Here is a 26474-nt window from a genome sequence, read left to right on the forward strand (position 1 = left end):
ATTTGTAATTTTAGAGAATCTGAATCGATTGGAAATTCTTCTAGAAAGAAATCTAATGACTAATATACAAGGAGAAAAAATATGGAGAAAGGCAAAATCTCATCTCTGCAGATGGCCATCATGATGTATCCTGCGATTGTGGCTACAGCTATTCTTGGGGTTCCGAGCATTACGGCGAAATATGCCAAAGCTGATCTATGGCTGTCACCGATTTTAGCGTCTTTCATCGGGTTTGTGACGGTGTATATCACTTATAAACTACATAAACTATATCCGGAACAAACGGTTATCCAATTCAGTGAACACATCATTGGTCGGTTTGCGGGAAAAGTTCTCGGTTTTTTATTCCTATTTTTCTACATTCAGATTACTGGGGAAATTATTAGAAGCTACGCAGAATTTATTGTCAACTCTTTTCTAGTTACTACTCCGATTAGTGTAATTATGGCATCGATGGCATTCCTCTGTGCCTTAACCGTACATGGAGGTTTAGAAGTAATGGGGAGAGTTGCCCAATCGTTTATTCCTGTTTTTATCGTTCCATTCCTCACTTCAATCATCTTATTGAGTCCTGATATGGAATTTAAGAATATATTTCCCATATTAGGGGATGGGATGATGCCCTCGATGAAAGGCGCAATTGTACCGGGGGGGTGGTTTACAGAATTTTTTCTTATTATTTTTTTCCTGCCTTTTTTAAAAGATAAGCAAAAAGGAATGAAATATGGAATGATAAGTGTAGTTGCTGTGATGATGACGTTAGTTGCGGTGAATCTTATCGTTCTTTTTGTACTCGGACCAGCGACATCCTCTAAGGAATATCCCCTTATGAACGTAGCTCGATATGTCAGTATCGCTGAATTCTTTGAACATGTGGAATCCGCTGTAATGGCTGTTTGGATAGTAGGAGCGTTTGTCAAAATTTCTGTATTTTATTATGCGACTGCTTTAGGTACCGCACAATGGCTGAATCTTTCAGACTACCGGCCCATTGTATGGCCGTTAGGAATTCTGATGCTAGAATTCGGCTTTTGGTCATTTCCTGACACAATGGAAACCGGACGTTTTGATGTCGAGACTTTCCCCTTATATGGACTACTATTCCAAACGATTATTCCGCTGTTTTTGTTGATGATTGCTATTGCAAGGAAAAGAAAACGCTTAGGAAGCAAAAAGAATGATTGAACAACTAGAATAGTGTCTTCTTAATATTCCAAATCAGTGAATCTACACCTTTAGAGAAATGAGAAATTGGTTTTGTTTTAGTAAGGTCTACATTGAAAGGAGAAAAAAGCGTATTCATATATATTTCTGACTCTGCATGTTGTAAAGGCCAAGGACGATGGTGTATTTCCCCGCAATAGATGTTTCCGCTGTTATTATTGGTACTAAAAAAGCAATATCGTTCTGTGAGCCAATGATCTAACGTTCCTTCTTTAGGAAAATAAACCTCCGATAAGGGAGCGTATTTTCCTTTGAATGTTATCGGAGTATTTGTTTGTCCTTTACGAATACTTTGGCAATTAAAAGTTTGGCCTTCTTGTTGAATCGAAATTTCAGCGGGATGATAAGGTAAATGTAACCATTTCTTTGCGATTGTATAGGAGGCCCAATCATTGACGTCAAGAGACATGAAATACACACCGGGTTTACCATTACATTGAACATATGTCCTTACATTAACTTCTGAAAATTTAGGAGAAAGTGATATGGAGGACATTCCTCGAGGATATATGCCCTCCATAACGAATGAAACAATTCCCAACCAAGCGTGTCGATCAAAGGTGTCAATTTGTAAGGAAGGAGGAATATATGGTCGCAGTGTTTCAGATGGAACAGGCCAATGAACAAATAATAGATTGCTCCAAGTTTGTCGCATAATCCACTTTTTCGAAGGGAATGGCCAAGGGCGGTGAATGCTATCGTTCATTAAGTCCATGAAAGTGATCTCCTTTGGTTTTATATCTATTTAGTCTAGGGTAAGGAAGTACATAAGTTGTATCTTTAATGTTTTTAATATTTTATAACATATTTTCCTTTTTTATGTAAAAAGTAAGGGTAGAGAACTAGGTAATCTCATTATGAGGTAGTGGAGAAGTGACTATGCCTAATATTTTATACTATGTAACTTTTATGATGATAACCATACTGTTCATTCTTTTTTTACTCCTGCTTATTGGCTGGCGTTGGTTAATGAAACGAATGGTAAAGCAAATGGGGAAAATTATTTTTACTGATAGTTACCAAGAAAATATTATCGAAATGATACCAGGATTCAGGCATATGGGCATTCAAAATGTGCTTGAAAATAGTTTGCGTGCCGAAACAGGTGATGTTCTTCATCGTCCGCTTGGTTCTTCAAAAAAGTGGCCTCATCTCGATCCGATTACATTTATCCCCGCACAGACGTCACCGTTCCCGATTGATGGTGAAGAAGAAGTGGATGTTCAAGTAACTATTGGACCAAAAGCGAAAAAACCAATGAAAATAAAGATTCCGCTTATGATCAGTGGAATGGCTTATGGAATCGCGCTTAGTGAAGAAGTAAGATTCGCTCTGGCCGAAGCAGCTAAAAATACAGGAACAGCGATTAATTCTGGGGAAGGCGCCGTCTTACCTGAAGAATTAGACCAGGCTGGAAAGTATATTTTGCAGTTTTCCAAAACAGAGTGGTCAAAAGAAGAAGACCTTATTAAGCGAGCTGACATGATTGAAATTAAGTTTGGCCAAGGCGCATTAATGGGGATGGGCGGGAAAATTTCCCCAAAAAATTTAACAGGTCGTGCTCGCGAAATGATGGGGCTTAAAGAAAATGAGGAGGCTGTGATCTTTGAACATTTTTTTGAAAATCAAACATTAAAAGATATTAAGGAACTTGTGGAGGAACTTCGGAATATGACAGGCGGTGTCCCAATTGGTGTGAAAATGGGCGCCGGTGGAAAGATTGAAGAAGACATGGATCATTTAATCGACCTTGGTGTTGATTTCATTACGATTGATGGCGGACAAGCAGCGACACATGGTGCACCTCCCATTTTAGCCGATGACTTTGGAATACCAACCTTGCATGCAGTAGTCCGGGCGGCTAATCATTTAGAAAAGAGGAATATGAAAGGACAAATTAGTTTAATTGTTTCAGGTGGACTTTTTACACCTGGACACTTTTTAAAAGTACTTGCACTCGGTGCTGATGCTGTTTATTTAGGCTCTGTCTTATTATTTACTGTTGCACATAATCAAATACTTTCGGCTCTTCCATTTGAGCCGCCTACACAGGTTGTTTGGAATCAAGGGAAATTTAAGGATAAGTTTAAAGTCGAAGACGGAGTACAATCAGCGGAGAAATTCTTAACAGCCAGTACAGAAGAAATGAAAATGGCCTTAAGAGCAATGGGGAAACGTTCTTTACAAGAGTTGTCGAAAAAAGATTTAGTGTCTTATGACGAATTGACCGCACGAATGATTGGCATTCCGTTCACATTTAAATCTTGGGAAGACAAACAAGAAGAGAAATAAGTGCTAACCAGTTGGATTAGGACAGCGGGCAGTAAAGCAATTTTATGTGATAGTGGAGAAGTGAATAGGATGAACATTTTATACTATTTAAGTTTTGCAATGATTGCAACTTTATTTGCTCTTTCTTTATTCATGCTTGTTGGCTGGCGTTGGTTAATGAAACGAATAGTTAAGCAAATGGGAAAAATTATTTTTACTGATAGTTACCAAGAAAATATTATCGAAATGATACCAGGATTCAGGCATATGGGCATTCAAAATGTGCTTGAAAATAGCTTGCGTGCAGAAAAAGGCGACGTCCTTTATCGCCCGCTTGGCGGCTCTTCAAAAAAATGGCCGCATTTTGACCCAATTACATTTATCCCTGCACAAACGACACCGTTTCCGATTGATGGTGAAGAAGAAGTAGATGTTACCGTTACCATTGGACCAAAAGCGAAAAAACCAATGAAAATAAAAATCCCGCTGATGATCAGCGGGATGGCCTACGGGATCGCACTTAGTGAACAAGTGAGGCTTTCTTTGGCGGAAGCAGCTAAAAATGTAGGTACTGCAATTAACTCGGGGGAAGGCGGAATTTTACCCGAAGAATTAAACACGGCAGGAAAGTATATATTACAGTTTTCCAAAACAGAATGGTCAAAGGAAGAAGACGTTTTGAAGCGTGCTGACATGATTGAAATTAAGTTGGGGCAAGGTGCTATATTCGGGATGGGAAAAAAAATCCCCCCAAAAGACTTAACCGGTCGTGCCCGTGAAGTAATGGGGCTTAAAGAAAATGAAAATGCAGAGATTTTTGAACATTTTTTTGAAGATCAAACATTAGAAGATCTTAAGGAACTTGTCGAAGAACTTCGGGTTCTAACAGGTGGAGTTCCAATTGGGGTCAAAATTGGGGCGGGTGGGAAAATTGAAGAAGATATTGATCATTTAATTGAAATGGGTGTTGATTATATTGCGATTGATGGAGGACAAGCAGCCATGCACGAAGCACCACCCATTTTATACGATGACTTTGGGATTCCGACCTTACATGCAGTAGTTCGGGCGGCTAATCATTTAGAAAAGAGGAATATGAAAGGACAAATTAGTTTAATTGTTTCAGGCGGACTTTTGGTGCCCGGGCACTTTTTAAAAGTACTTGCACTCGGTGCTGATGCTGTATATTTAGGCTCTGCTATGTTGTTTACTGTCGCACATAATCAAATATTGAATGCTGTTCCATTTGAACCACCTACACAAGTTGTTTGGAATGAGGGAAAGTTTAAGGAACAATTTAAGATCAAAGATGGAGTTCAAGCAGCAGAGAAATTTTTAACAGCAAGTACAGAAGAAATGAAAATGGCCTTAAGAGCGATGGGGAAACGCTCCTTAAAAGAGTTATCAAAGAAAGATTTAGTGTCTTATGATGATTTGACTGCACAAATGATTGGTATTCCATTTTCATTTAAACCTTGGGAGGAGAACTAATACATCCATACATGGTATAAATAAGTATCTGCCTCTTGAATTGTATAATGAGACCTATGAAAAAGTGAGGAATGAGAGAATAAATGGTTTCATATTATTATTATTATTATTATTATTATTATGAGGCTAAATTTGCTCATATGATGGAGGGGGAAATATGGCCTTTGTAAAGGCTACTTCGGGCAGAGGCGGAAGGAGAAGGAGTCCAAGGCATGATGCTTGTAGGGAATGTAGACATCAATCGATTACGAGCTAATTGTTCAGATTTTAAAGGGCTTCGTACCATTCCCCAAATGATTTATCCCACACTTAACGGGTAGTAAGACCTCCACCTCAAGCTTATGAGAAAACAAAGAAGATAGGTGGGGGACAACTGCCCGTAAAGGTCCGATTGGTGAGATACAGTGAAACTTACCTTTGTGGTTTTCAAAGGTATAGTTGAACTAATCAGGTTCGTACGGTCACTTGATTGAAGCGAAGCGGAGATCTTAGTGACCGTAGAACGTGACTAACCATCAGTGGGGGATGAAGGAAAACCCCCACTGATGGAAGTTTCGCTTTATCAACCCCATGCTTTTGAGGCTACTCAGAAAGGATATTTTATCAAAGAGCGAGAGAAAGTGAAAAACGTTTAGCACGTCGGGCAATAAACGGCAAGAGATTCTGGCCTGCTAAGTATAGTTTATGGTATTTTAAACCTCCAGAGGATTGTCCTTCTACATGGTACAATCAACCTCTTGTAGGTCGTCATAAGCGTCATTGTTTTTATCAGCCTACAGGTGAAACATGTGAAAATATTTATAATACCTTTTAATAGAAAAATAATATATGAGATTCAATGATTAACAGGGTTATAACATATACAACTGATGCCTGCGATTTATGTCGTATATCGGGATATTTTTAATTTGTAAGGGAGGGATTAAGATGCAATTAGATCCAATACTTCAACAAATTCTAGAAAGTTATCCTAAATTGCCTGAAACATTAACACCAGATTTAATTGTCAAAATCCGTGAAGCTAGACTTCAAACGATTCTAGATATAGAGGAGCGTCCGTTCGTTCATGCAGTGGAGAATCGTCTGATTCCTGGTCCGAATGGTGATATACCCATTCGAATATACACACCAAAAAGTGTGGAAGAGCGTCTTCCTGCTATCGTGTTTTTCCATGGTGGCGGCTGGACGCTAGGGAATCTTGAAAGCCATGATGTAGCTTGTAGACAACTTACAAATGCTTCGAGGTGTAAAGTCATTGCTGTCGATTATCGATTAGCACCGGAGAATCGTTTTCCAAAAGGCCTAAAAGATTGTAGTGCAGCGGTACAATGGGTGTTTAACCATGCAGGGGAATTACAGGTAGATGTGAATCGAATTGCTGTTGGGGGAGACAGTGCAGGAGGAAACTTAAGTGCAGCGGTTACCTTATTGTTTAAAAACTGCGGAGGACCATCGATTTGGCGGCAAATATTAATATACCCTGCGACAGATGCTTTACGCTCTATTGAACAATCTCCTTATGAGTCAATTCGAGAAAATGCACAAGCTCCTATATTGACTAGCAGCGTAACAAAAAGTTTTTGGGATCACTATATTGAAACGGAAGAGGATGCAGGTAATATATATGCTTCTCCTATACGAGCGCAAGATTTAAGTGGTTTACCGAAAACTTTCGTGATTACAGCGCAATACGATCCTATCCGAGATGAAGGGGAGGCTTATGCTACTCGACTCCAGGAAAGTGGAGTTCCCGTACAGCTTACCCGATACAGTGGACTTGTTCATGGTTTTCTAACATTGCCGATTCCGATTAATGAACAAGTTTTTCAGTCCATTGCAAAATTTCTGAATGAATGAGAATCTGTTTTATGAAAGTAAAACTAAGCCTCTGGCTAAACAGCAATCCAGAGGCGTGGTTTTCTAGTCTTACTTATGAGAAGTTTATTTTTCAGGTAAGTATTTTGTTGTAAAGATTTCATTCGCTTCGAATGGCTTTTCCAATAAGTCTAAATCATGCAGCTGTTGAATAAGTGTAGCCCATCTTTCTTCTGTCATATAGCCGACACCGTGTTCAGATGCATATTTGCCGTACACAAATTCTTCTTGAGATTCGGTTTCAAAGGCTAAAGCATCTAAGGCGATGTCTGGATTATCATTCTGAATGACTTTATTAATAGACTCAGAAGACGTTTTATAAGAATTCCATCCTTCTACAAATGAAGTAACAAAGTTTTGAACCGTTTCTTCATTCTTCTCTAAATATTCTTTTGTTACAAATAATACAACATTATAAGGATCGTAACCCGCGTCAGCAATCAGCTTTGTTTCTGTTTCGATTCCTTCTTTTTCTAAAAAGAAAGGCTCGGATGTGGCAAATGCTTGGGTAACAGAATCTTTTTCATTTACAAAGTTCGTATGCTGCCCGTTGTACGCTAACTCTTCTACTTTACTTAAATCGTATTTAGATTTTAAAAAGTCCCAATATGTAATTCCAGGTTGAACATATACTTTTCTTCCATTTAGGTCTGTGAAGTCTTTAATTCCATGCCCTTTATGGAACATAAATACTTGTGGACTTCCCTGCATCGCAGCTGCTACAGCGACTAAATCAATTCCTTGATTTTTAGCAATAACTAATTGATCTGCGTGTGCAAGACCAAACTCCGCGCTGCCTGATGCAATCATTTGAACAGAAGATACTTGTGGACCACCTGGCTCAATGGTTACATTCAATCCATTTTCTTTGAAAATCCCGTCTTCTTGTGCGGCATATACACCGCCATGCTGTGCCTTTGGAAACCAGTTTAATACTAATTTAACATGTTCAACAGCTTTATCATCCGTTTTGTTCTCTTCCTCACTAGTACTAGCTTCCTCATCGCTGCAGGCAGTCAGGAAAACTAGAAAGATAATTCCTAAAAATAGTAGATTGAATTTTTTCACCTTTTCTTCCTCCTTTAATTCGTAATGAATTTCGCTTTATTTTTCAACCTTCATCGCTGACTCATGCCAAGATCGCAACATTAAGTGAGCTATCAGGCTAACGAGAAGGTAAAAGCCAATCCCTAATAATGCCGCAGCTATTCCGCAGGCAAACAAATATGGAGTTTTTAATTGGATGGCGGCTACTGTAATGGCATAGCCTAAGCCACCTTTACCTCCACCGATTCCTGCTACATATTCTCCAACAATAGCTCCGACAATCGATAAAGTACAAGATACTTTTAATCCTGCCATAATATAAGGCATTGCAAATGGAATGCGAAGTTTCCATATTTTCTTCCATTTTGATGCATTATATAGTGTAAAGAGTTCTCCCATATTTTTATCGACTGAATTCAGTCCCATTAATGTATTCGAAATAACTGGGAAAAAACCAATTAAAAACGAAATGATTACAATGGCATTGAAACCGGCGCCAAACCAAATAACAATAATCGGTGCAACGGCAACAACAGGAATGGTTTGCAAAATAATGGCGTATGGATAGATGCTAATTTCTAACACTTTCGAGCTTGCTAATAAAATAGAAACGAAAATACCGATAGTCGCACTGAGTAAAAATCCAATAATCGATTCAATAACTGTAATTTGAATGGCTGGCCATAATAAGTGCCAATCCGTTAGTGCAGCGTGTAAGACATCTGTAGGTTTCGGAAGAATAAATGGTTTGATCCCCAATAAAGAAGGAATCAATTGCCATAGAGAGAGGAAGGCAATTAAAGCAATGATTGGACCGAGATAAACACCTTTAAATTTAGTCCAAATTTTCCCTGTATTACTTTGAGGGAAATGCGAAACCATTTTTGTTTTTTTCGTTGCTACTGATTGTGTGGACATCTTATCCTAACTCCCTTCTTATTGAGCTATTTTCGAGACTGTGGGCAGCTATATCTACATAGTCTGTAAATGTTTTGTCTGTTCTTACTTGGAGTGTTCTTGGAAAGGGGAGATTGACGTTAATAATGGATGATAATTTCCCGGGACGAGAAGACATGACTGCGATTCGTGAGGATAAAAATACAGCTTCATATACGTTGTGGGTAACAAATAGAATAGTAGTTTTTTCTTTTTGCCATATATTAAGGAGGTCAATCTGCAATGTTTGGCGTGTGATTTCATCGAGAGCGGCAAAGGGTTCATCCATTAATAACATTTTTGGTTTTGCCGCTAAAGCACGGGCGATTGAAACTCTCATTTTCATCCCGCCTGATAGTTCTCTAGGATAGGCATCTAAGTAATCTTTTAAACCGACCATCTCTAATACCTCTATTGCGTACTCCTTATGGCTTTTCTTAGTAGATCCTCTTAATTCAAGCGGCAATAATACATTATCAAGCACAGTTCGCCAAGGAAGTAAATTTGCATCTTGAAAAACGAAGGCGATATCGTTTGTTCCTTGAATAATCTCCTTAGGTGTTTTACCGAAAACTTGGACATGGCCGCTAGTGGCTTCACTCAACCCAGCTACCATCCTTAGCGCAGTGGACTTGCCGCAACCCGATGGACCTAAAAAACTAATAAACTCGCCTTCTGTAATCATTAAGTCAAATTGACTTAATGCAATGATGCCCGTATTGTACACTTTACTAACACCTTTGAATGAAACGACTTCGTTTGGATTTGTGCTCAATATTTTCCCCTCCTGAAAAATCACATTATTTGTTTATGTTTATAAATGTTATATTATATTACATAATATGTGATATAATACTTATTTTATTGTGTTGTAGTTCATTTGTCATTAGCAAAAACGAACAAATCGAAGTGGATATTTTAGTTACTATCACTAATTATATGTTATAAAATCTTACATTTTGGATTTTTGGGCTTTCAAAAAGTGAAAAATCTATATTTTGTCGTTCTATAAGGTGAATGCTCTCAAATGTTCTTTACAACTTAATTTTGAAGGAGTAATATTACTTTCATGTAAAACCATATTTCTTTATTCGCTGAATCCTTTATGGAACGGGGGAACCAATTTTGTGGCGGTGTTTTCGTCGCTTGGGGTGAATCCTTTATGAAGAAGGTAGGGCTACTCTCATGGTCCGAATCCGACAGCTAACTCCGGAAGCGTGAAGAGAGAGGAAGTGATACTGGTGATCGAAAAAATGCATTCGACCACGGGGGAATCCTCTGTGGTCTTTTTTGTGCTTTCTATATAAAGAGATTGTAATAAAAGGGGAAGAACGAGATGAAAAAACAGTTTGTTGTATTTGGTTTAGGAAGATTTGGAGGGAGCTTAGTCAAGGAATTCCATTCGATTGGAGTGGAAGTCATGGCTATCGATAAAGATGAAAGTAAAATAGATGAATATGCAGCCTTTGCTACCCATGCCGTCGTAGCTAATGGGTTGGATGAGATGAGTTTAAAGTCCTTAGGTGTAAGAAACTTTGATGTCGCTTTCGTCTCTTTAGGTGATGATATTGAAGCAAGTATTTTAACATGTTTACTTCTAAAGGAAATGGGCATTCCTCAAGTTTGGGCAAAAGCTCAAAATATGTATCATCATAAAGTTCTAGAAAAGGTCGGAGTGGATCGAGTTATCCATCCAGAAAGAGATATGGCGCAGCGAATTGCTCATCATATCGCTTCCGAAAAAATTATTGATTATATTCAATTATCTGAGGAGTATAGCATCGTGGAAATTGTGGCGTCACATAAAATTGATAAAAAATCATTAATGGATTTGGATATTCGTGCAAAATACCATTGCAATATTATTGGTATTCAACGTGGAAAAGATATTAATGTGGCTCCGCTTGCTGAAGAACAAATTCGGCAAGGAGATACATTAATTGTGATTGGACATAATAAAGATATTGCAAAATTAGAGGCCCAAGGCGTGTAACAAGCAATATACATTTGAAATGAATGCTTACTGAAACGCTTGTATTAAACCGTTTTATCCCACACCTAATGGAAGTAAGCTCCCCACCTCAAGCTTGTGAGAAGAAAAAAGGGAGATGAGGGAATTCCCTCATTATAGCTGCGGCTCCTAGCTCCTCGAGGTCATAAGCGGTTATGCTCTGTGGCAAACTGCGTCATGCTGCCTCTCATCTTATGCTTGTCGGGGCTGAACAGTTGTCTCAGCTTTTGGCATAGTAAATCTGTCTATAGGGGAATAATCGCTGACTTCTTTATTGTCGAAAAATGAATCATTGTAGGAGTCAGGGAATTTGGTAAAGTAGGTCCGCTTACCCTCGTCTATTTGCTGATAACAACAAAAAAGTGAGTATCCAATATCCTAGTGAAGATATATGGACCGTATGAAAAATATACAAATAGAAACAAGCAGTGAATGTTTTCGCTGCTTGTTTCTATTTGTATAGTAATATTCGGAAGATTAATAGATGGAAATCAGTGTATGGAAGATATAGGGTGAGCTAAATCAAAAGTTCTATTATTTGTATAATAATTAATAAAAATAAGAAAATGGTATGTTATAGCGCTTATGTAAGTATATTCAAAAACTAGTAAAAATGAATTATTTTCCTTTATTTATATAATAAACCAAAAAAATATTTGCTATCTATTCCCTGTATATCAAGGCTTTGAATCATTAAGCCTAGTCCAATAGGTTTATTTTTCCTTTTTATTAGGGATAAATATCCTGTTTTGGAAGGGGGGATTTAGGTAGATTTAATATGTGAGAAGAAATGGTACATATTATAGTCTAGTTTAGGAAGGGGTTCTTTTTTTGAAAAAATGGGTATTATTCTCCGTTGTATCAGTATTTATTTTCCTTTTATCTGCATGTTCAGATTCGGGTGAAAAGGCTTCAACTGAAAAGAGTAAAGGGTTGGAGGCTTCTATTGAAAGCGCTAGTTATATTGTTTCAGAGAGTGATGATGGGGTTTCTGAAAATGAGAACTTAGCTATGATGGCTATTAATTTAAAAGTCAAAAATTTATCAGATTCTCCAATGCGATTATCAGGGTATGATGGGATTAAGTTATATGATGGTGAGCAGCAAATCAATATTAATCCAGAACTTTATAATCGCGATATAGGCTTGGATATTGATACGGGCGGGAGTATTGGTGCAGGAAAGTCAAAAACTGTATTAGCGATATTTGAAGTAACAAAGGATAAAGAGTATGAAATTGGCTTAAATCCACTATTCGATGATCCCGAAGAGGAGTCAGAAGAGTTAGTATTAAAGCTTGATACGAAGAAGTATGCCGCTAGCTATGAAACGCTGCAAGATCCAGCGAAAGCATTGAAGGCTTACGTGAATCAAATCTATTACAATAAGGAAAATCCAGATTATGAGCAACTTGTATCGGCTGATAAACCAGTATTGCAAGAATCCGCACAAGAAGCATTTGAAATGGAAATAAACAAGGTGTTTGATAAGAAGTTAGATGACACAGACATTGAAAAGCTATATGCAACATACCGTGATATCTTAGCGGAAAAGGCTGAGGTGAATGCTAGTACTATTGCAAATGCTAATGATAAGGCAATCGTTGAAGTAGAGGTTTCTACACCGTCATTAAAAACATTATATGAAGATGTTTATGAGTATGAGCGTGAATTTAGAGAGAATACAGGAAGTTATGATTCACAAGAAATTGATAAATATGTACTTTCAAAATTGCCTAAAATTTTAAATGCTCTTGAGGTAAACGAACTTAGCGACCCAGTGGAAGTGTCCTTAACGAAAAAGGATGGAAAATGGACGATTGAAGCAGTTGATAAGTATGGCGAAAGTTTAGACACTGTATTTGTAAAAGGATCAAGTTATTAAGGAGCCGTGAATAATGTGAAGAAAATATGGTTACTTGCTATACCAGCGGTGGTTATGCTCACCATTATTACGGTTGTGTTGATCCAGCAGAATAATCGACCTAAACAAGTTGTCGAAGCGTTTGAGCAGGCGGTTGATCAAAAGAAGCCGGAACAGCTAAAGGATATACTCTTAGTAGATAATAAGAAGGCAGAAATAGATGAGTCATCGCTTAAAGCATTCGTTACTTATCTAAATGCTAATTATAATAGTTATCAAGTAATTAAGGATAGCTTAGAGGAGCAATTGGAGAAGCAAGAATACAACATGACAAATCAGCAGATTAGTCTAGTGGAAGACGGAAAACGCTTCGGATTATTTACTGACTACAAACTGAAGGTAAAAACGGGATATATAAAGGTAACTGGGCTAAGTGAAGAAGATCAAGTTACTCTTTCCGTCGATAAAACGAAAGACTCTCTTATAAAGAGTGAAGAAGAATTGTACGGTCCACTTCTTCCAGGTGCGTATGATGTACGATTAACTGTAAAAAATACACTTGGCACTTTTTTAGAGAAAAGAAAAGTAGAAGTGTGGGGCGGCAGCAAGCAGGTCAGCCTGCTTGTAGACGATAGTGATTTGGCTCAAAAGGATAAAGGCGTTCAACAAAATGTGTTAGCCGCACTAGATGTATTTAATAATGACTTAATCGTTTTTCAGACAAACAATTATGAAACGAAACATTTTACAAATGTCACAGATGAAGTAAGAGAGGTTACGGCATTTGCCAAATATGATTTTGAATTTTATAAAGAGTATGTTGATGAAATTCAGATGCAATATTTAGGAGTGGTTGTGAACCTTGATGATTTAGATATTAATCGTTTTAATGATGAGTGGCTTGCAGAAGTTACAGCACTTGTTTCCTACAAAAATAAAATGAAAGTTCGAGACATGGAAGGTTTTGAAGATATTTCTTATAAAACTGTTCGAACATATAAGATGAAGTATGATGAAAAGAGTAAAAAATGGTTAATAGCTGACTTGGAGGAAATAAAAGCGGATGGCTCAGAAAGTGACGATTGGGAAAATAAAACTGAGCTGAAAAATGAAGACTCGCCAGTCATGAAGTGGACTCGTAAGAAGGATGAAAGTAATATGTTTTAAGAATAATTAACCATTTCTTGCATTTTAATAAAGATGAGGAAATGGATGAAACAGAATAAAGGGTAAATGAAAAACGCTGCTTGATTGAGAGGCAGCGTTTTTCTGTGTGCGCTCGGCCATACGGTAATCGCCTCCTCCTAGTCGAGCTGGATTCGGGAGTGGTGGATTGACGACACCATTTCATGTATTAATCCATACAATAAATTACCATAATTAGAAAGGGAATACCTAGTATGGACGTACAAAGTAACTCTCATATTTCACCCCCGCCATTAGGCAGTCTATCTCTTTTTCCTCGTAAATCAAATCTTCCAGAGCCACAATTAGTGGCAGATGAAATAGGTGGTGTTATTGTACAAAATTGTGATGGGAAATATGTAGAGTATTGGAGAGCTATTGGAATGGCTTCTCTGCCATCAGGATCATTAACTGTAAAAAATAATTGTGGCTGTATTATGAAGGTAAGAGCGGATACAGATGGTGATGGAAAGGCGGATACGACATTATTTACATTGACTGAAATAAATCAAACGAAATCTGTTACTTTGAAGACTATTTCAAACCTGGAAATTTCTTGTCGGGGAGGATCGGGCCAAAAGGCCAATGGTCATTATAGTATGAAGGTTCGTTATGTGACTTAATATTTTTTATGTAGAGGCTCTGTTATAGGAGGCTGCTCAGTTTTATCAACAATATAATTTAACAAAGGCTATGTAAAAATGATGCTAACGTAGAGCATCATTTTTTTGTTTTAACATAGATAGAAATACGTTAAAACTTATAGTTTAAGGAGAAAGAAATCTTGATTTTGGCAGTGCCTGTTCCTGCTGCAACGATACTAATCGAACGCAAATCATTTACCGTAATAGACCGACATTCACCTGGTGCGACCACAAATCCACGAATTGCAGCTCCATTCACATGAAGGGCAGCCTTTGGTGAAACGCCGATTGTTCCAGTATTTTCAACTACAATGGTTCCGTTTATAACAAAAGGAGTATCATCTTGCCAAATAGTTGTAGCTGCCCCATTAGTATCTCCTAATTCAATCGTACAAGACACTGAATCACTGATAACGTTTAATGGGTTATTGCTAAACCCCCCCAAATTAGCCAAGAACTCACCTCCTCAATAGATAGGTTCTTACTATTTTATGTTTAATCGACTAACTTTGTTTAACTATTCAAACGTTGGAGTGAAAAGTAATGAATATTTTTTTACTAAACACGTTTCCTTTTCACTGCCCAATAAATGACCAATATAATGAATGAAACAATAAATAAAATCCCTTTCCCTTGCTTCTCCCACATTAATACTTCGTTAACGGAGTATGCTTCTAGAAGCATAGCAGGGACTTTTCCAATAGCGCTTGCTAATGTAAAATGAAGTAAGCTGATTTTGCTTAAGGCTGCACCGAGGTTAATCAATCCGGACGGGATAAAAGGTACTAGTCGAAATACTAGAACGAATATGAACGCCTCTTTTCCTGTTGAAGCTGTCAGTTTATTTAAATATTTTGATTGGGCAGGTAGGGACTGTTCCACGTGTCGAATCCCTTTTCTATATAAGAGAAAGCTGACTGCAGCGCCTGCACATTCTCCAATATAAGAAATAAGCATGCCTGCTTCAAATCCAAAAAAAGTAATATTAAGAGCGGTCAAAAAAACGCTAGGTATGACACCGAATATACTTATTACAATATTAATGAAAATACTAATAATAATTGAAAAGGGTCCTGCTTGAGAAAACCAATTTAAAATGAATTCTTTCATGTTTTAATCCTTCTTACATTATAATTACCTCCAGTATAACCGATAATGAATAGAAACTAGATATTAAACATTTCTCCTTTTATTCTTATAAAAAAATCGATATCATTATAGCTATATGAATGGAATAGGGGTAAAGCGATGAAAGAACGGTACTATGATGAATTGCTGAACATTAAAACGGGAGGAGAACAGAAGGTTTTTAATAAGTCCTTGCATTATCATCGCTATGAGCCAACGCCCTATAGCGCGCTCGAACAATTATTTAAGCAATATGAATTAACGAGTAGTGACCAAGTCGTAGATTTTGGCTGCGGAAAAGGAAGATTAATTTTTTATATGAATTATTTATTTAATGCTTCTGTTGTCGGAATTGAGATGAATAAAATCTTTTATGAGGAAGCTATAGATAATCGAAGTAGTTATGTGAAGAAAATGAAAAAGAGCGGTCACCGTATTCAATTCCACTGTTGTTTAGCAGAGAAGTATAAGATTGATGCATTAGACAACCGATTTTATTTTTTTAATCCATTTTCCGTACAAATTTTCATGAAAATTATTCAGAATATATTGCGTTCAGTGGAACAATTTCCGAGAGATATTGAGTTAGTTTTATATTATGGCTCAAAAGATTATCTCTTTTTTCTAGAAAATCAAACTGCCTTTCAATTTAAAAAAGAAATTTTGCTGCAAGGTTTATCTGAGCGTAATCCTTATGAGAGATTTTTAATTTACCGCTTAGCCTATTAATTGGTAATACTAAGCTTAAACGCAAAAACAAAGGAGAGTTACAATGAATAATTTATTGAGTCATTTGGCGCAAAAAGCACAAACGAAAATTAATCAGGCTGTTGAGTATGTAAAAGACAAAGTGACAACGATTATGGCAACGAATGTCGTAACTGTTCAGCAAATGGCGGATTATATTACTAATCATGTTGAGACAACACAAGAGACACAAGAGTTATTAGGACTGAAATTTTCATTTTACCGCTTAGAAAAAGAGGGCGTTCACTATTATGTAGAAATGAAGGGCTCTCATATTTTACAATTGGATATACATATAGCAGGTAATCATAGTAGTTCTTATCGCTCTTATCGCGATTCTTCTATCCTACAGTCTCCATTGGAATTACCTGAAGCGTTTTATTTAAAAAATCATATTCGTCATTTACTGGAGCATGAAAAGATTTAAGGGCAATCTTTATCGGATTTAGCCAGAAAACCCTGATTGAATATGAAATAATGGGGATTGGATGAATGTTTTTTGGTAAAAAAAGCAATATAATAGGATATAATATAGAACTCTATAGTAGTGAACAATGCATATTCATTCCGAATCTACTGAAATGCAGTTAATAGAGCTTAAGAAAGAGTAGATTTAGCTTAAAGAGAACACCTGAAAATCATGTAGAAACTCAGTTCCAATAATTTACTTTTAAGGGAGCCTTTCTTATGGAAACAAAATATTGCAAAGAATCACGAGTAATTAGAACAAGTCGGATTTTTCCGAATGATGTAAATAATCATAACACCTTGTTTGGCGGTCGAATGATGAGTGATATAGACCAAGTAGCTTCTATTTCTGCCGCGCGTCATAGCCGAACGGAATGTGTGACGGCCTCAACAGATTCTGTAGACTTCTTGCATCCAGTTCGACCGACCGATTCAGTGAGTTTTGAATCGTATGTTTCGTGGACAGGCGTATCTTCGATGGAGATTTTCGTGAAAGTTATTGCGGAAGATTTAAAAAGCGGGGAGTGTAAAATAGCGGCAACAGCCCTATTAACATTTGTTGCCCTTGATAAGTTTCAACGTCCTACCGCTGTTCCAAAAGTAATTCCTGAAACAGAAGAAGAAAAGAAATTACACGAAACAGGCGAAGAACGAGCAAAAATGCGACGTGAAAGAAAACAAAAGAGTAAAGAATTAGCTGCATATTTAACAACAAAAACAATTATGTAGTTATTGGACATGATAGATTATAGTAGATATACAAAAAGCAGCGAGCGGTGATAGGCACTGTTCGCTGCTTTTTGTATTGGGTACTTAAGCAATGTTATAACTAATAGTATGATGCAAACAATAAAGTTATATTTGTTGTTGAATATATAAGTACATTGTTATATATTAATATTCGAATGGAAGGAGGAGATGTTTGCATGCAAGAATTAACAGTTGAAATCGAAAAAGCTGCAACGATTTTAAAGCTATTAGGTGATAAAACAAGACTAGCTATGATGAAAATGTTAGAGACACATGATTATTGTGTTTGTGAATTTGTTGAAATTTTTAAAATGAGTCAGCCTGCTATTAGTCAACATGTTCGAAAGTTGAAAGATGCTGGATTGGTACAAGAAACAAGGAGAGGACAATGGATTATTTATTCATTAAATAAAGATAACGACTATTATCCGTTAGTTCACAGTTTGCTTCAACATCTTCCAAGCCAAGATTTTAAACTACAAGAACTAGAAGAACAGGGATTACGCATCTCTTGTGACTAATGGAGGTTTGTACATTGATAACTGCAATATTAGCATCCGTCATTTTTTTAGTGACACTCATCTTCGTCATATGGCAGCCTAAAGGTTTGAACATCGGTTGGTCTGCCTGTGGTGGAGCAATCTTAGCTCTCTTAGTAGGAGTAGTTGGATTAAATGATGTTGTAGAGGTAATAGGAATCACATGGAATGCAACATTATCCTTTGTAGCGATTATCCTTATTTCATTAATATTAGATGAGATTGGGTTATTCGAATGGGCTGCATTACATATGGCAAGAGCAGCAAAGGGTAATGGAGTGAAAATGTTCGTTTATGTCAGTATGTTAGGGGCAATCGTCGCGGCGCTATTTGCTAATGATGGGGCAGCTCTTATTTTGACACCTATTGTACTAGCAATGGTTCGTAATTTGAATTTTAAAGAAAAGATGATCTTCCCTTTTATTATGGCGAGTGGGTTTATTGCGGATACTACTTCATTACCATTCGTGGTGAGTAATTTGGTTAACATTGTATCTGCCGATTTCTTTAACATTGGGTTCGTAGAATATGCTTCAAGAATGATTATTCCAAATCTTTTTTCACTGATTGCAACCATCACGGTATTATTGATTTATTTTAGAAAAAGTATCCCACAAACGTACGATTTATCCAAATTAAAGAAACCAGTAGAAGCGATTAAGGACCAAAAAATGTTTCGTCTCTCATGGTATGTTCTTGGGATTTTACTGATTGGTTACTTTTCTAGCGAATTCATTAAAGTTCCTGTTTCCATTGTTGCAGGAATGATAGCGATTTTCTTTCTATTGATGGCAAGAAGAAGTAACGTTGTTAATACGAAAGCCGTTGTTAAAGGAGCACCATGGAGTGTCGTATTTTTCTCAATTGGAATGTACGTTGTGGTATATGGGTTAGGAAATGCGTGGCTAACTCATTCGTTAGCGAGTGTCATCCAAGCAACGGCTGAACAAGGTTTATTCGTTACGACGATAGGAATGGGCTTTATTGCTGCTTTCTTGTCATCCTTGATGAATAATATGCCAACCGTAATGATTGATGCATTAGCTATTGCCGAAACGAATACTTCTGGCACGATTCGAGAAGCTCTTATTTATGCCAATGTCATTGGATCTGACTTAGGTCCGAAAATTACCCCAATCGGATCATTGGCGACTTTAGTGTGGCTCCATGTTTTATCTCAAAAAGGGGTTAAAATTTCATGGGGAACTTATTTCAAAACAGGTATTGTGTTAACAATCCCGATTCTATTTATTACGTTACTAGGTCTATACGTATCATTATTAATGAACTAAAAGGAGAAATACGTCATGTCTAAAAAATTAATTTATTTCTTATGTACAGGGAACTCTTGCAGAAGCCAAATGGCTGAAGGTTGGGCAAAGAAATATTTAGGTGATGAGTGGGAAGTACGCAGTGCAGGGCTTGAAGCTCATGGATTAAATCCAAATGCGGTAAAAGCAATGCAGGAAGCAGGAATTGATATTTCGACTCAAACATCTGACGTTATTGATCCAGAAATCCTAAACAATGCTGATTTAGTAGTAACATTATGTGGACATGCTGCCGATCATTGTCCAGTTACACCTTCACATGTAAAACGTGAACATTGGGGATTTGATGACCCAGCAAAAGCAGAAGGAACAGACGAAGAAAAATGGGCGTTCTTCCAGCGTGTTCGTGATGAAATTGGTGATAGAATTAAACGTTTTAGCGAAACAGGACAATAATACAATCAAATAACCAAGAGTTTATTCTCTTGGTTATTTCTTAAAAATAAAAATAAGCAAATGCTTATTTAATAATATATTGGAGGTTGTAGCATGAATAAAGTTGAGATTTTTGATCCTGCAATGTGTTGTTCCACTGGAGTATGCGGTCCTAGTGTGGATCCAGAGTTAACGAGAGTAGCATCTGCTGTTTATTCATTAGAGAAAAAAGGTTTTAATATTAAACGATATCAACTAACAAATGACCCTGATAAATTTGCAAAAAACAAGGAAATACATCGTATTCTTATGGAAAAAGGTCCCGATGCATTACCAGTTGTTTTAGTTAATGACCAAGTTGTGAAAGTAGGAAGTTATCCAACCAACGAAGAATTTGCAGAATGGTTTGAGGTAAAAGCTGAAGAGTTAAACGAAAAACCAAAAGCTCGACTTTCTATCAATTTAAAACAACTATAATCATTTGGAAAGAAGGAAGAAACATGTATTCATCATTCAGTCCAAATCACGTTCAGACTCAATTTTTATTTTTAACAGGAAAAGGTGGCGTAGGAAAAACATCAACAGCCTGTGCAACAGCAGTCGCATTAGCGGATAGTGGGAAAAAAGTGCTGTTAATTAGTACAGATCCTGCCTCTAATCTACAAGATGTATTTGGGATAGAGTTAACTAGCACACTGAGAGCAGTTCCGACGGTTGCCAATTTATATGTGAGTAATATAGATCCTGAAGCATCAGCAAAAGCCTATCGGGAAAGTGTTGTTGGTCCATATAGAGACATGTTTCCAGAAGCAGTAGTCGCTACAATGGAAGAGCAATTGTCAGGTGCTTGTACAGTCGAGATTGCCGCATTTGATGAATTTACAGGTTTTCTTACCAATAGCGAAATCGGAAATCTTTACGACCATATTATCTTCGATACAGCCCCAACAGGGCATACATTACGACTTTTACAGCTTCCAACGGCTTGGAATGGATTTTTAGAGGAAAGTACGCATGGCGCATCATGTTTAGGTCCTTTATCTGGGTTAGTGGATAAAAAAGAGCTTTATTCAAGCGCGGTAGCTGCTCTTTCTGATTCAACTAAAACGACTTTAATACTCGTAACACGACCAGATGTTTCAGCCCTTTTGGAAGCAGACCGTGCTTCAAAAGAGCTTAAAGAGATTGGAATCAAAAATCAAAGGCTCATTATAAATGCTCTTCTTCAAGATCACAATGAAGAAGATGAAGTATCATCGGCTTTTTATCATAGACAACGAGATGCATTAAAGCAAATGCCAGAAAATTTAAAAGAGAGTACCATGTACTCGTTACCGTATGTTTCTTATTCTTTAACAGGTGTGGAAAATCTCCGAGATTTGTTTAAACCATACGATAAAGTTCCGACAACTGATTTATACATGGAAAATCAATCAATGAATCTTCCAGGATTAAAAGATGTCATTGATGATTTTTCAAATAACAAAACAAAGCTGATTTTCACAATGGGGAAAGGTGGAGTAGGAAAAACAACCGTCGCCTCTGCCATTGCAGTGGGTCTAGTTGAAAAAGGGCATCGTGTCCATTTAACAACAACCGATCCAGCTGCTCACCTAGACTATCAATTCCAAAATGATTACCTAAATCAAAATTTAATGATTAGCAGCATTAATCCAAAAGTAGAAGTCGAAAAATATAAAGCTGACGTCCTAGCCAAATCAAGTGAAAACCTAGATGAAGCTGGTCTTGCTTACTTAAAAGAGGATTTAGAATCACCATGTACAGAAGAAATTGCTGTTTTTCAAGCGTTTGCTGAAGTAGTGGCTAAATCTGAAAATGAAATTGTCGTCATTGATACAGCACCGACAGGACATACATTACTATTATTAGATGCATCCGAGTCTTATAGTAAGGAAATTGAAAGGTCAACAGGTGAGGTATCAGAAAGTGCAAAAAAATTACTGCCTCAAATTCGAAATCCAAAAGAAACAGAAGTAGTTATTGTTACACTTGCGGAAGCAACACCTGTTTTAGAGGCATCTAGATTACAGGACGATCTAAGACGGGCTAGTATTAATCCGCAGTGGTGGGTCATTAACCAAAGTTTATCTGCCACTAATACGAACGATCCTATTTTAAAAGGTAAAGCGATAGCAGAAAAGGAATGGATTCAAGAAGTAAAGGATAATAAGGCAGAGAAATGTGCACTTATTCCTTGGCTACATGAAGAAAAAGTTGGATATGACAAGCTAAAAGATTATATTAAGTAGGGAATAACAATTTGATAGTTCATTTAAGGAGGAGACATAAATGAAAATTACAGATGGAGCTAAACACTTGTTGGAAAATTTTTTAAATGAAAAGGGTGCAGAAGGAATTCGGCTAACTTCTGTTGCTGGCTGTTGCGGGCCGCAATTTGCGATTTCTTTAGATGCACCAATAGAAACAGATACAATTGAAATAATCAACGGAATTAAAGTAGCGTTCGATTCACAAATTGCAGGAACGGATGAATTAACATTAGATAAAGAAGAAAATGAAGAGGGGGCAGGATTAGTTTTATTAGGTGCTAGTAGCTGTTGTTAAAGGCAAGAAACAAAAAAGGAGTAGTTAGTTCACTTAGAGAGCTAACTACTCCTTTTTTATCATTTAGGAAATCATAAAGTTCTTGAATTGTAGATAAGTATTTTAATTGACTTATTCCTTAGGCAGCATCTGTAAAATCCAAATCGCAAGCTGCAATGTCATAGCATCATATATGTTTTGTGGGTCGTATCCAGTTTTTTCTTTTACTTTTTTAATTCTATAGATAAGAGAATTACGGTGAATGTACATTTCCTTTGCGCATTCTCCTATATTTAGGTTGCAAGCAAAAAAATGTTCTAACGTATCAATTAGTTTGTCTGGTAAGTTGCTTAAAATTCTTTTAGAAAATTGCTGTTTAGCTCGTTCATCTAGTTGATCTAAAAGGGCTCTCATTTCAATTTCATTATAAGTAATAAAAGTTTGTTCGAGATTACCGAATTTTAAAGCGCTTAAAGCTTCTTCAAAGGAGTGACGAATATGAGCTTGGACAAATACGGTAGAGCCTGTTCCCACCCGCAGTGATATACCTTTCGCCTTTAAGATGCTTATAACGTTTAGCATTTTTTGTTTTAACCGCTCCTCAGGTAGATGTGAGGTAAGAATAAATAACCGGTTTACATTTAAAAAACCGATGAGCGTTTGTTGTTTATTGAAAGAATCTCTAAATATTTGAAGCAGCTCATTCTTTTTTAATTGATTGGATCCTAATTCTATTACACCTACTTGATAGGGGGCTTCTAATGTTACTCCAATTAGATTCAGTCTTTGTTTAATCAATTCAGGTTGTGATGAATCTGTAAGCAAGTCTTCAAATACTAATTCAATTAATCGTTGTTTCCATTCAATCTGTTCGGTGAGGAAGGATTGTTGAATCATCATTTCGGTAATCATTTTGACTAATTCTCCAAACTCCATAATCTCTTCTGGGTTTCCGGTAATTCCGATGACGCCGATAATGTCGTTTTGGAATTGAATAGGGAGATTAATGCCTGGAAGAGCTCCATCCCATTGCTGCGAATCATCTTTCGAAATAATGAGCGGTTTACCCGTTCGAAGGACTTCTTTAGCTCCAAAATGAGCTTGATTAATTCGCTTTACATTTCCAGAGGCAATAATGGTTCCTTGTTCATCCATTATATTGATATTTCTATTTAATCGTATCATTGTTTGAGTAACAATTTCTTTTGCTATTTCTTGTGTTAACATGTAGGTCATCCTTGTTTGTTTATAATTTTTGTTTATTATAGACAAAAAACTGCGAAAAGTCATACTATTTTTTGTTTATCAGGTACGATGAATAAAATAATTATGAATATTATAATAATAGATAAGAGAGTTGTTATATAACAAAACGCTTGTTTTTATACAGTCTTATATAAGGTTCGTAAAATATTGTTTAATCTATGAAGATTAAGAATTTAGTAAGGTGGTACATAATATGAAAATTGTTATTGCACCCGACTCATTCAAAGGGAGTTTGACGGCAGTAGAAGCCGCACAGGCAATTGAAAGAGGGGTAAAAAAGGTATCACAGAGCATAAAAACCGTTTTAGTGCCTGTCGCTGATGGCGGAGAGGGTACGATGGATAGTTTAGTAGCTGCTACTAATGGGCGAATGGTTGAAGTGTCTGTGAAAGGACCTCTGCTTGATTCCGTTCAGGCAGCCTATGGAGTTCTAGGAGATGGACAAACATGTGTTATTGAAATGGCTAGTGCTTCCGGTTTATATCTCATCGATTCTACTAGGCGGAATCCACTGTTGACTACAACATTTGGTACAGGACAATTAATCAAAAAAGCATTAGATGACGGCTGTCAAAAATTTATCTTAGCAATTGGTGGAAGCGCTACCAATGATGGCGGTATCGGCATGTTACAAGCGTTAGGTATGCAGCTATTGGATTCGGATGGAAAAGCTATTGGCTGTGGTGGAGGAGAACTTTCGCGTATTGTTCAAATTGATAATCAAGATTTTGACTCTCGGATTGCTGATTGTGAATTTTTAATTGCATCAGATGTACAAAACCCATTGATTGGCAAGGATGGAGCCTCATATGTATTTGGGCCGCAAAAGGGGGCTACGCCTCAAATGGTAGAAATGCTAGACCAGAATTTATCACATTGGGCAGATTTAGTAGAAACGAAAACAGGTATTCGCTTACATGACAAACCAGGTGCTGGTGCAGCCGGTGGCATTGGTGGAGCTTTCCAAGCTTTCTTTCCTTCTGAAACAAAAAGAGGAATCGATATCGTTATTGAATATACGGGGCTAGCCGACAAATTAACGAATGCGGAATGTGCCTTTACAGGGGAAGGGCAAATAGATTTTCAAACAGCTTCTGGAAAAACTCCGATGGGTGTTGCAGAGGAAGCAAAGAAAAAGGGAATTCCTGTGTTTGCTCTTGCTGGTTCGATTGGTAAAGACATTGACGTATTATACGAACATGGTATTACGAGTGTTCATAGTATTGTAAATACTCCTATGACGTTGCAAGAAGCGATTATAGGAGGAGCAGTATTGCTGGAAGATACAGCAGAGCAAGTTATGCGTACATACTTAGCATCATTGAAGAAATAGGGGGGAAAGGTATGTTATTTGTTGTCTTAGTTATTGGCGTTTTATTAATTGTTGTGGCTACTACAAAATTTAAAGTGCATCCGTTTTTATCATTATTACTAGGTACATTATTTGTTGGGATTGCTTCGGGCATGCCCCTTGCTAAAATCGTAGAAAATATAAATAGTGGTTTTGGCGGCTTAATGGGCGGTATCGGTCTTGTGATTGTATTTGGAACAATTATCGGGACCATCTTAGAAAAGGCTGGAGCGGCTCTGCGTATGGCTGAAGTTGTTTTACGTATTGTTGGACCGAAAAGACCGCAGCTTGCGATGAGTTTAATTGGTTATCTAGTTTCGATTCCTGTTTTTTGTGATTCTGGTTTTGTTATTTTGAACAGCTTGCGCAAAGCGTTGGCTAAGCGGGCAAAAGTGGCCCTTGCTTCAATGTCTGTGGCGTTGGCAACAGGGTTATATGCAACACATACTCTTGTACCGCCAACACCAGGTCCGATTGCAGCGGCTGGAAATATTGGAGCAGACGGTTTCTTAGGTACCATTATTTTAATTGGATTAATTACAGCCATTCCTGCGGTTGTTGTTGGGTATTTATGGGCAACGAAAGTAGCTAGTAAAATTGAAGTCGAAGACGATGGCGAGGAACTAGATTATGAGGAAATCGTTCGTTCATTTGGAAAAATGCCCTCTACATTTCAAGCATTTTTACCCATTGTGCTGCCAATCATATTAATTGGAACAGGATCTATTGTATCTGTTATCGGAATGGAAGGAAATACAGCAGCTTTTCTTAATTTTTTAGGCCAGCCTGTTATTGCTTTACTTGCTGGTGTAGTTGCGGCACTTACATTATTGCCAAAGTATGATGAAGAAACATTAACAAATTGGATTGGTGAAGCGTTGTTGGACGCAGCTCCAATTCTACTGATTACAGGGGCTGGCGGTGCTTTTGGTACAGTTATTAAAAACACAGGAATTGCGGAAATGATTCAAGCGTGGAATATGGGAGATATGTTTAGCGGTGCTTTATTCTTACTTATTCCTTTCCTTATTGCCGCAGCTCTAAAAACAGCACAAGGTTCATCAACTGCAGCACTTGTCATTACATCTTCACTTATTGCGCCAATGTTACCGACGCTTGGAATTGAAGGGGCTGTACCTTTAGCGTTAGTCGTTATGGCTGTTGGGGCAGGTGCGATGACAGTGAGCCATGTAAATGATAGTTTCTTCTGGGTAGTTACACAGTTTAGTGGAATGAAAGTGACCGATGCTTATAAAGCACAGACGATGGCTACATTAATGCAAGGTCTTGTGACAATCGTGGTGAGTATGATTTTGTGGGTAATCTTAGTTTAAGTGAATGATAGTAAAAGACAGAGAGTGTTATTACTTCTCTGTCTTTTTTTGTATGGTTTATAAGAGGGAATAA

26 protein-coding genes, 1 pseudogene and 1 riboswitch are annotated in these 26474 nt (G+C 37.2%); of the genes and pseudogenes, 20 read left to right on the forward strand and 7 right to left on the reverse strand.

Annotated features, from left to right (window positions below):
* Positions 1 to 81: 81 nt before the first annotated feature.
* Positions 82 to 1185 (forward strand): GerAB/ArcD/ProY family transporter, encoded by a 1104-nt coding sequence (locus tag ACE199_RS02870; protein WP_375348485.1) that lies wholly within the window; start codon positions 82 to 84, stop codon positions 1183 to 1185.
* Between the two features lie 4 nt (positions 1186 to 1189).
* Here ACE199_RS02870 and ACE199_RS02875 read toward each other — a convergent pair whose 3' ends face one another.
* The gene (locus ACE199_RS02875; RefSeq protein ID WP_375348486.1) at positions 1190 to 1939 is read right to left on the reverse strand and encodes a YqjF family protein; all 750 of its coding nucleotides are present in this window, start codon (positions 1937 to 1939) and stop codon (positions 1190 to 1192) included.
* Positions 1940 to 2103: 164 nt separating this feature from the next.
* Here ACE199_RS02875 and ACE199_RS02880 point away from each other — a divergent pair, with 164 nt between their 5' ends.
* The 4 genes and pseudogenes from ACE199_RS02880 (at position 2104) to ACE199_RS02895 (ending at position 6843) form a co-directional block, all read left to right on the forward strand.
* Positions 2104 to 3516, forward strand: a complete 1413-nt coding sequence (locus ACE199_RS02880) for an FMN-binding glutamate synthase family protein (protein WP_375348487.1) — start codon at positions 2104 to 2106, stop codon at positions 3514 to 3516.
* A 69-nt stretch (positions 3517 to 3585) separates the two neighbouring features.
* Positions 3586 to 4986 (forward strand): FMN-binding glutamate synthase family protein, encoded by a 1401-nt coding sequence (locus ACE199_RS02885; RefSeq protein ID WP_375348614.1) that lies wholly within the window; start codon positions 3586 to 3588, stop codon positions 4984 to 4986.
* 557 nt (positions 4987 to 5543) lie between these two features.
* A pseudogene (locus ACE199_RS02890) lies at positions 5544 to 5800 on the forward strand (cell wall hydrolase); the annotation flags it as partial.
* Positions 5801 to 5913: 113 nt separating this feature from the next.
* Positions 5914 to 6843 carry an alpha/beta hydrolase gene (locus ACE199_RS02895; RefSeq protein ID WP_375348488.1) on the forward strand — a complete coding sequence of 310 codons (930 nt, stop codon included), beginning with the start codon at positions 5914 to 5916 and terminating at the stop codon, positions 6841 to 6843.
* Positions 6844 to 6927: 84 nt separating this feature from the next.
* On the opposite strand, the gene ACE199_RS02900 is transcribed toward ACE199_RS02895, so the two are convergent.
* From ACE199_RS02900 to ACE199_RS02910, 3 genes are read right to left on the reverse strand one after another with little or no spacing between them, the layout of a single operon-like run.
* The gene (locus ACE199_RS02900) at positions 6928 to 7929 is read right to left on the reverse strand and encodes an ABC transporter substrate-binding protein (protein WP_375348490.1); all 1002 of its coding nucleotides are present in this window, start codon (positions 7927 to 7929) and stop codon (positions 6928 to 6930) included.
* Between the two features lie 36 nt (positions 7930 to 7965).
* Complete coding sequence (locus ACE199_RS02905; protein WP_375348491.1) at positions 7966 to 8826, reverse strand: ABC transporter permease; 861 nt, start codon at positions 8824 to 8826, stop codon at positions 7966 to 7968.
* 1 nt (position 8827) lies between these two features.
* Positions 8828 to 9619 (reverse strand): ABC transporter ATP-binding protein, encoded by a 792-nt coding sequence (locus ACE199_RS02910; RefSeq protein ID WP_375348492.1) that lies wholly within the window; start codon positions 9617 to 9619, stop codon positions 8828 to 8830.
* Between the two features lie 307 nt (positions 9620 to 9926).
* Positions 9927 to 10078: riboswitch (cyclic di-AMP (ydaO/yuaA leader) on the forward strand.
* 102 nt (positions 10079 to 10180) lie between these two features.
* Here ACE199_RS02910 and ACE199_RS02915 point away from each other — a divergent pair.
* The 4 genes from ACE199_RS02915 to ACE199_RS02930 all read left to right on the forward strand — a co-directional run bounded on the left by ACE199_RS02915 (position 10181) and on the right by ACE199_RS02930 (position 14526).
* Positions 10181 to 10837, forward strand: a complete 657-nt coding sequence (locus tag ACE199_RS02915) for a potassium channel family protein (RefSeq protein ID WP_375348493.1) — start codon at positions 10181 to 10183, stop codon at positions 10835 to 10837.
* A gap of 849 nt (positions 10838 to 11686) precedes the next feature.
* Entirely contained in the window at positions 11687 to 12739 is a 1053-nt protein-coding gene (locus ACE199_RS02920) for a DUF5105 domain-containing protein (RefSeq protein WP_375348494.1), read from the forward strand.
* Between the two features lie 15 nt (positions 12740 to 12754).
* A complete protein-coding gene (locus tag ACE199_RS02925; RefSeq protein ID WP_375348495.1) occupies positions 12755 to 13885 on the forward strand; it encodes a TcaA second domain-containing protein in 1131 nt (376 codons plus the stop codon).
* A gap of 233 nt (positions 13886 to 14118) precedes the next feature.
* Positions 14119 to 14526: an S-Ena type endospore appendage gene (locus tag ACE199_RS02930; protein ID WP_375348496.1), complete on the forward strand. Its 408-nt coding sequence runs from the start codon at positions 14119 to 14121 to the stop codon at positions 14524 to 14526.
* 130 nt (positions 14527 to 14656) lie between these two features.
* Here ACE199_RS02930 and ACE199_RS02935 read toward each other — a convergent pair whose 3' ends face one another.
* Together ACE199_RS02935 and ACE199_RS02940 are read right to left on the reverse strand one after the other, a co-directional pair.
* Positions 14657 to 15001, reverse strand: coding sequence for a DUF3992 domain-containing protein (locus ACE199_RS02935; protein ID WP_375348497.1), 345 nt, complete (start codon positions 14999 to 15001; stop codon positions 14657 to 14659).
* A gap of 104 nt (positions 15002 to 15105) precedes the next feature.
* Positions 15106 to 15657 carry a TVP38/TMEM64 family protein gene (locus ACE199_RS02940; protein ID WP_375348498.1) on the reverse strand — a complete coding sequence of 184 codons (552 nt, stop codon included), beginning with the start codon at positions 15655 to 15657 and terminating at the stop codon, positions 15106 to 15108.
* Between the two features lie 138 nt (positions 15658 to 15795).
* Between ACE199_RS02940 and ACE199_RS02945 the strand changes: the two genes are divergently transcribed.
* From ACE199_RS02945 to ACE199_RS02985, 9 genes are all read left to right on the forward strand, one after another.
* A complete protein-coding gene (locus ACE199_RS02945) occupies positions 15796 to 16404 on the forward strand; it encodes a class I SAM-dependent methyltransferase (RefSeq protein ID WP_375348499.1) in 609 nt (202 codons plus the stop codon).
* Positions 16405 to 16447: 43 nt separating this feature from the next.
* The gene (locus tag ACE199_RS02950; RefSeq protein ID WP_375348500.1) at positions 16448 to 16849 is read left to right on the forward strand and encodes a hypothetical protein; all 402 of its coding nucleotides are present in this window, start codon (positions 16448 to 16450) and stop codon (positions 16847 to 16849) included.
* A gap of 260 nt (positions 16850 to 17109) precedes the next feature.
* Positions 17110 to 17619, forward strand: a complete 510-nt coding sequence (locus tag ACE199_RS02955; protein WP_375348501.1) for an acyl-CoA thioesterase — start codon at positions 17110 to 17112, stop codon at positions 17617 to 17619.
* Positions 17620 to 17816: 197 nt separating this feature from the next.
* Positions 17817 to 18161, forward strand: a complete 345-nt coding sequence (locus tag ACE199_RS02960; RefSeq protein WP_375348502.1) for an ArsR/SmtB family transcription factor — start codon at positions 17817 to 17819, stop codon at positions 18159 to 18161.
* A gap of 14 nt (positions 18162 to 18175) precedes the next feature.
* A complete protein-coding gene (locus ACE199_RS02965) occupies positions 18176 to 19471 on the forward strand; it encodes an arsenic transporter (RefSeq protein WP_375348504.1) in 1296 nt (431 codons plus the stop codon).
* Positions 19472 to 19486: 15 nt separating this feature from the next.
* On the forward strand, positions 19487 to 19906 hold the full coding sequence (arsC, locus tag ACE199_RS02970) for an arsenate reductase (thioredoxin) (protein ID WP_375348505.1): 420 nt from the start codon (positions 19487 to 19489) through the stop codon (positions 19904 to 19906).
* 93 nt (positions 19907 to 19999) lie between these two features.
* Positions 20000 to 20362, forward strand: coding sequence for an arsenite efflux transporter metallochaperone ArsD (gene arsD, locus ACE199_RS02975; protein ID WP_375348506.1), 363 nt, complete (start codon positions 20000 to 20002; stop codon positions 20360 to 20362).
* Between the two features lie 23 nt (positions 20363 to 20385).
* A complete protein-coding gene (arsA, locus tag ACE199_RS02980; protein ID WP_375348508.1) occupies positions 20386 to 22155 on the forward strand; it encodes an arsenical pump-driving ATPase in 1770 nt (589 codons plus the stop codon).
* Positions 22156 to 22195: 40 nt separating this feature from the next.
* The gene (locus tag ACE199_RS02985; RefSeq protein WP_127759912.1) at positions 22196 to 22471 is read left to right on the forward strand and encodes an adhesin; all 276 of its coding nucleotides are present in this window, start codon (positions 22196 to 22198) and stop codon (positions 22469 to 22471) included.
* A gap of 111 nt (positions 22472 to 22582) precedes the next feature.
* On the opposite strand, the gene ACE199_RS02990 is transcribed toward ACE199_RS02985, so the two are convergent.
* Positions 22583 to 23677 (reverse strand): CdaR family transcriptional regulator, encoded by a 1095-nt coding sequence (locus tag ACE199_RS02990; protein WP_375348509.1) that lies wholly within the window; start codon positions 23675 to 23677, stop codon positions 22583 to 22585.
* Between the two features lie 232 nt (positions 23678 to 23909).
* Between ACE199_RS02990 and ACE199_RS02995 the strand changes: the two genes are divergently transcribed.
* Positions 23910 to 25049: a glycerate kinase gene (locus tag ACE199_RS02995; RefSeq protein ID WP_375348510.1), complete on the forward strand. Its 1140-nt coding sequence runs from the start codon at positions 23910 to 23912 to the stop codon at positions 25047 to 25049.
* Between the two features lie 11 nt (positions 25050 to 25060).
* Entirely contained in the window at positions 25061 to 26401 is a 1341-nt protein-coding gene (locus tag ACE199_RS03000) for a GntP family permease (RefSeq protein ID WP_375348511.1), read from the forward strand.
* The last annotated feature ends 73 nt before the right edge of the window (positions 26402 to 26474 follow it).

Source organism: Peribacillus sp. Hz7 (genome assembly GCF_042136355.1).
GTDB classification, from domain to species: domain Bacteria; phylum Bacillota; class Bacilli; order Bacillales; family DSM-1321; genus Peribacillus; species Peribacillus asahii_A.

What these genes read in the sequence shown, in the direction of transcription:
- ACE199_RS02870 (WP_375348485.1), top strand. Translation starts at nt 82, where the DNA reads ATGGAGAAAGGCAAAATCTCATCTCTGCAGATGGCCATCATGATGTAT.
- ACE199_RS02875 (WP_375348486.1), bottom strand. Translation starts at nt 1,939, where the DNA reads ATGGACTTAATGAACGATAGCATTCACCGCCCTTGGCCATTCCCTTCG.
- ACE199_RS02880 (WP_375348487.1), top strand. Translation starts at nt 2,104, where the DNA reads ATGCCTAATATTTTATACTATGTAACTTTTATGATGATAACCATACTG.
- ACE199_RS02885 (WP_375348614.1), top strand. Translation starts at nt 3,586, where the DNA reads ATGAACATTTTATACTATTTAAGTTTTGCAATGATTGCAACTTTATTT.
- ACE199_RS02895 (WP_375348488.1), top strand. Translation starts at nt 5,914, where the DNA reads ATGCAATTAGATCCAATACTTCAACAAATTCTAGAAAGTTATCCTAAA.
- ACE199_RS02905 (WP_375348491.1), bottom strand. Translation starts at nt 8,826, where the DNA reads ATGTCCACACAATCAGTAGCAACGAAAAAAACAAAAATGGTTTCGCAT.
- ACE199_RS02915 (WP_375348493.1), top strand. Translation starts at nt 10,181, where the DNA reads ATGAAAAAACAGTTTGTTGTATTTGGTTTAGGAAGATTTGGAGGGAGC.
- ACE199_RS02930 (WP_375348496.1), top strand. Translation starts at nt 14,119, where the DNA reads ATGGACGTACAAAGTAACTCTCATATTTCACCCCCGCCATTAGGCAGT.
- ACE199_RS02940 (WP_375348498.1), bottom strand. Translation starts at nt 15,657, where the DNA reads ATGAAAGAATTCATTTTAAATTGGTTTTCTCAAGCAGGACCCTTTTCA.
- ACE199_RS02945 (WP_375348499.1), top strand. Translation starts at nt 15,796, where the DNA reads ATGAAAGAACGGTACTATGATGAATTGCTGAACATTAAAACGGGAGGA.
- ACE199_RS02950 (WP_375348500.1), top strand. Translation starts at nt 16,448, where the DNA reads ATGAATAATTTATTGAGTCATTTGGCGCAAAAAGCACAAACGAAAATT.
- ACE199_RS02955 (WP_375348501.1), top strand. Translation starts at nt 17,110, where the DNA reads ATGGAAACAAAATATTGCAAAGAATCACGAGTAATTAGAACAAGTCGG.
- ACE199_RS02960 (WP_375348502.1), top strand. Translation starts at nt 17,817, where the DNA reads ATGCAAGAATTAACAGTTGAAATCGAAAAAGCTGCAACGATTTTAAAG.
- arsC (WP_375348505.1), top strand. Translation starts at nt 19,487, where the DNA reads ATGTCTAAAAAATTAATTTATTTCTTATGTACAGGGAACTCTTGCAGA.
- arsD (WP_375348506.1), top strand. Translation starts at nt 20,000, where the DNA reads ATGAATAAAGTTGAGATTTTTGATCCTGCAATGTGTTGTTCCACTGGA.
- arsA (WP_375348508.1), top strand. Translation starts at nt 20,386, where the DNA reads ATGTATTCATCATTCAGTCCAAATCACGTTCAGACTCAATTTTTATTT.
- ACE199_RS02985 (WP_127759912.1), top strand. Translation starts at nt 22,196, where the DNA reads ATGAAAATTACAGATGGAGCTAAACACTTGTTGGAAAATTTTTTAAAT.
- ACE199_RS02990 (WP_375348509.1), bottom strand. Translation starts at nt 23,677, where the DNA reads ATGTTAACACAAGAAATAGCAAAAGAAATTGTTACTCAAACAATGATA.
- ACE199_RS02995 (WP_375348510.1), top strand. Translation starts at nt 23,910, where the DNA reads ATGAAAATTGTTATTGCACCCGACTCATTCAAAGGGAGTTTGACGGCA.
- ACE199_RS03000 (WP_375348511.1), top strand. Translation starts at nt 25,061, where the DNA reads ATGTTATTTGTTGTCTTAGTTATTGGCGTTTTATTAATTGTTGTGGCT.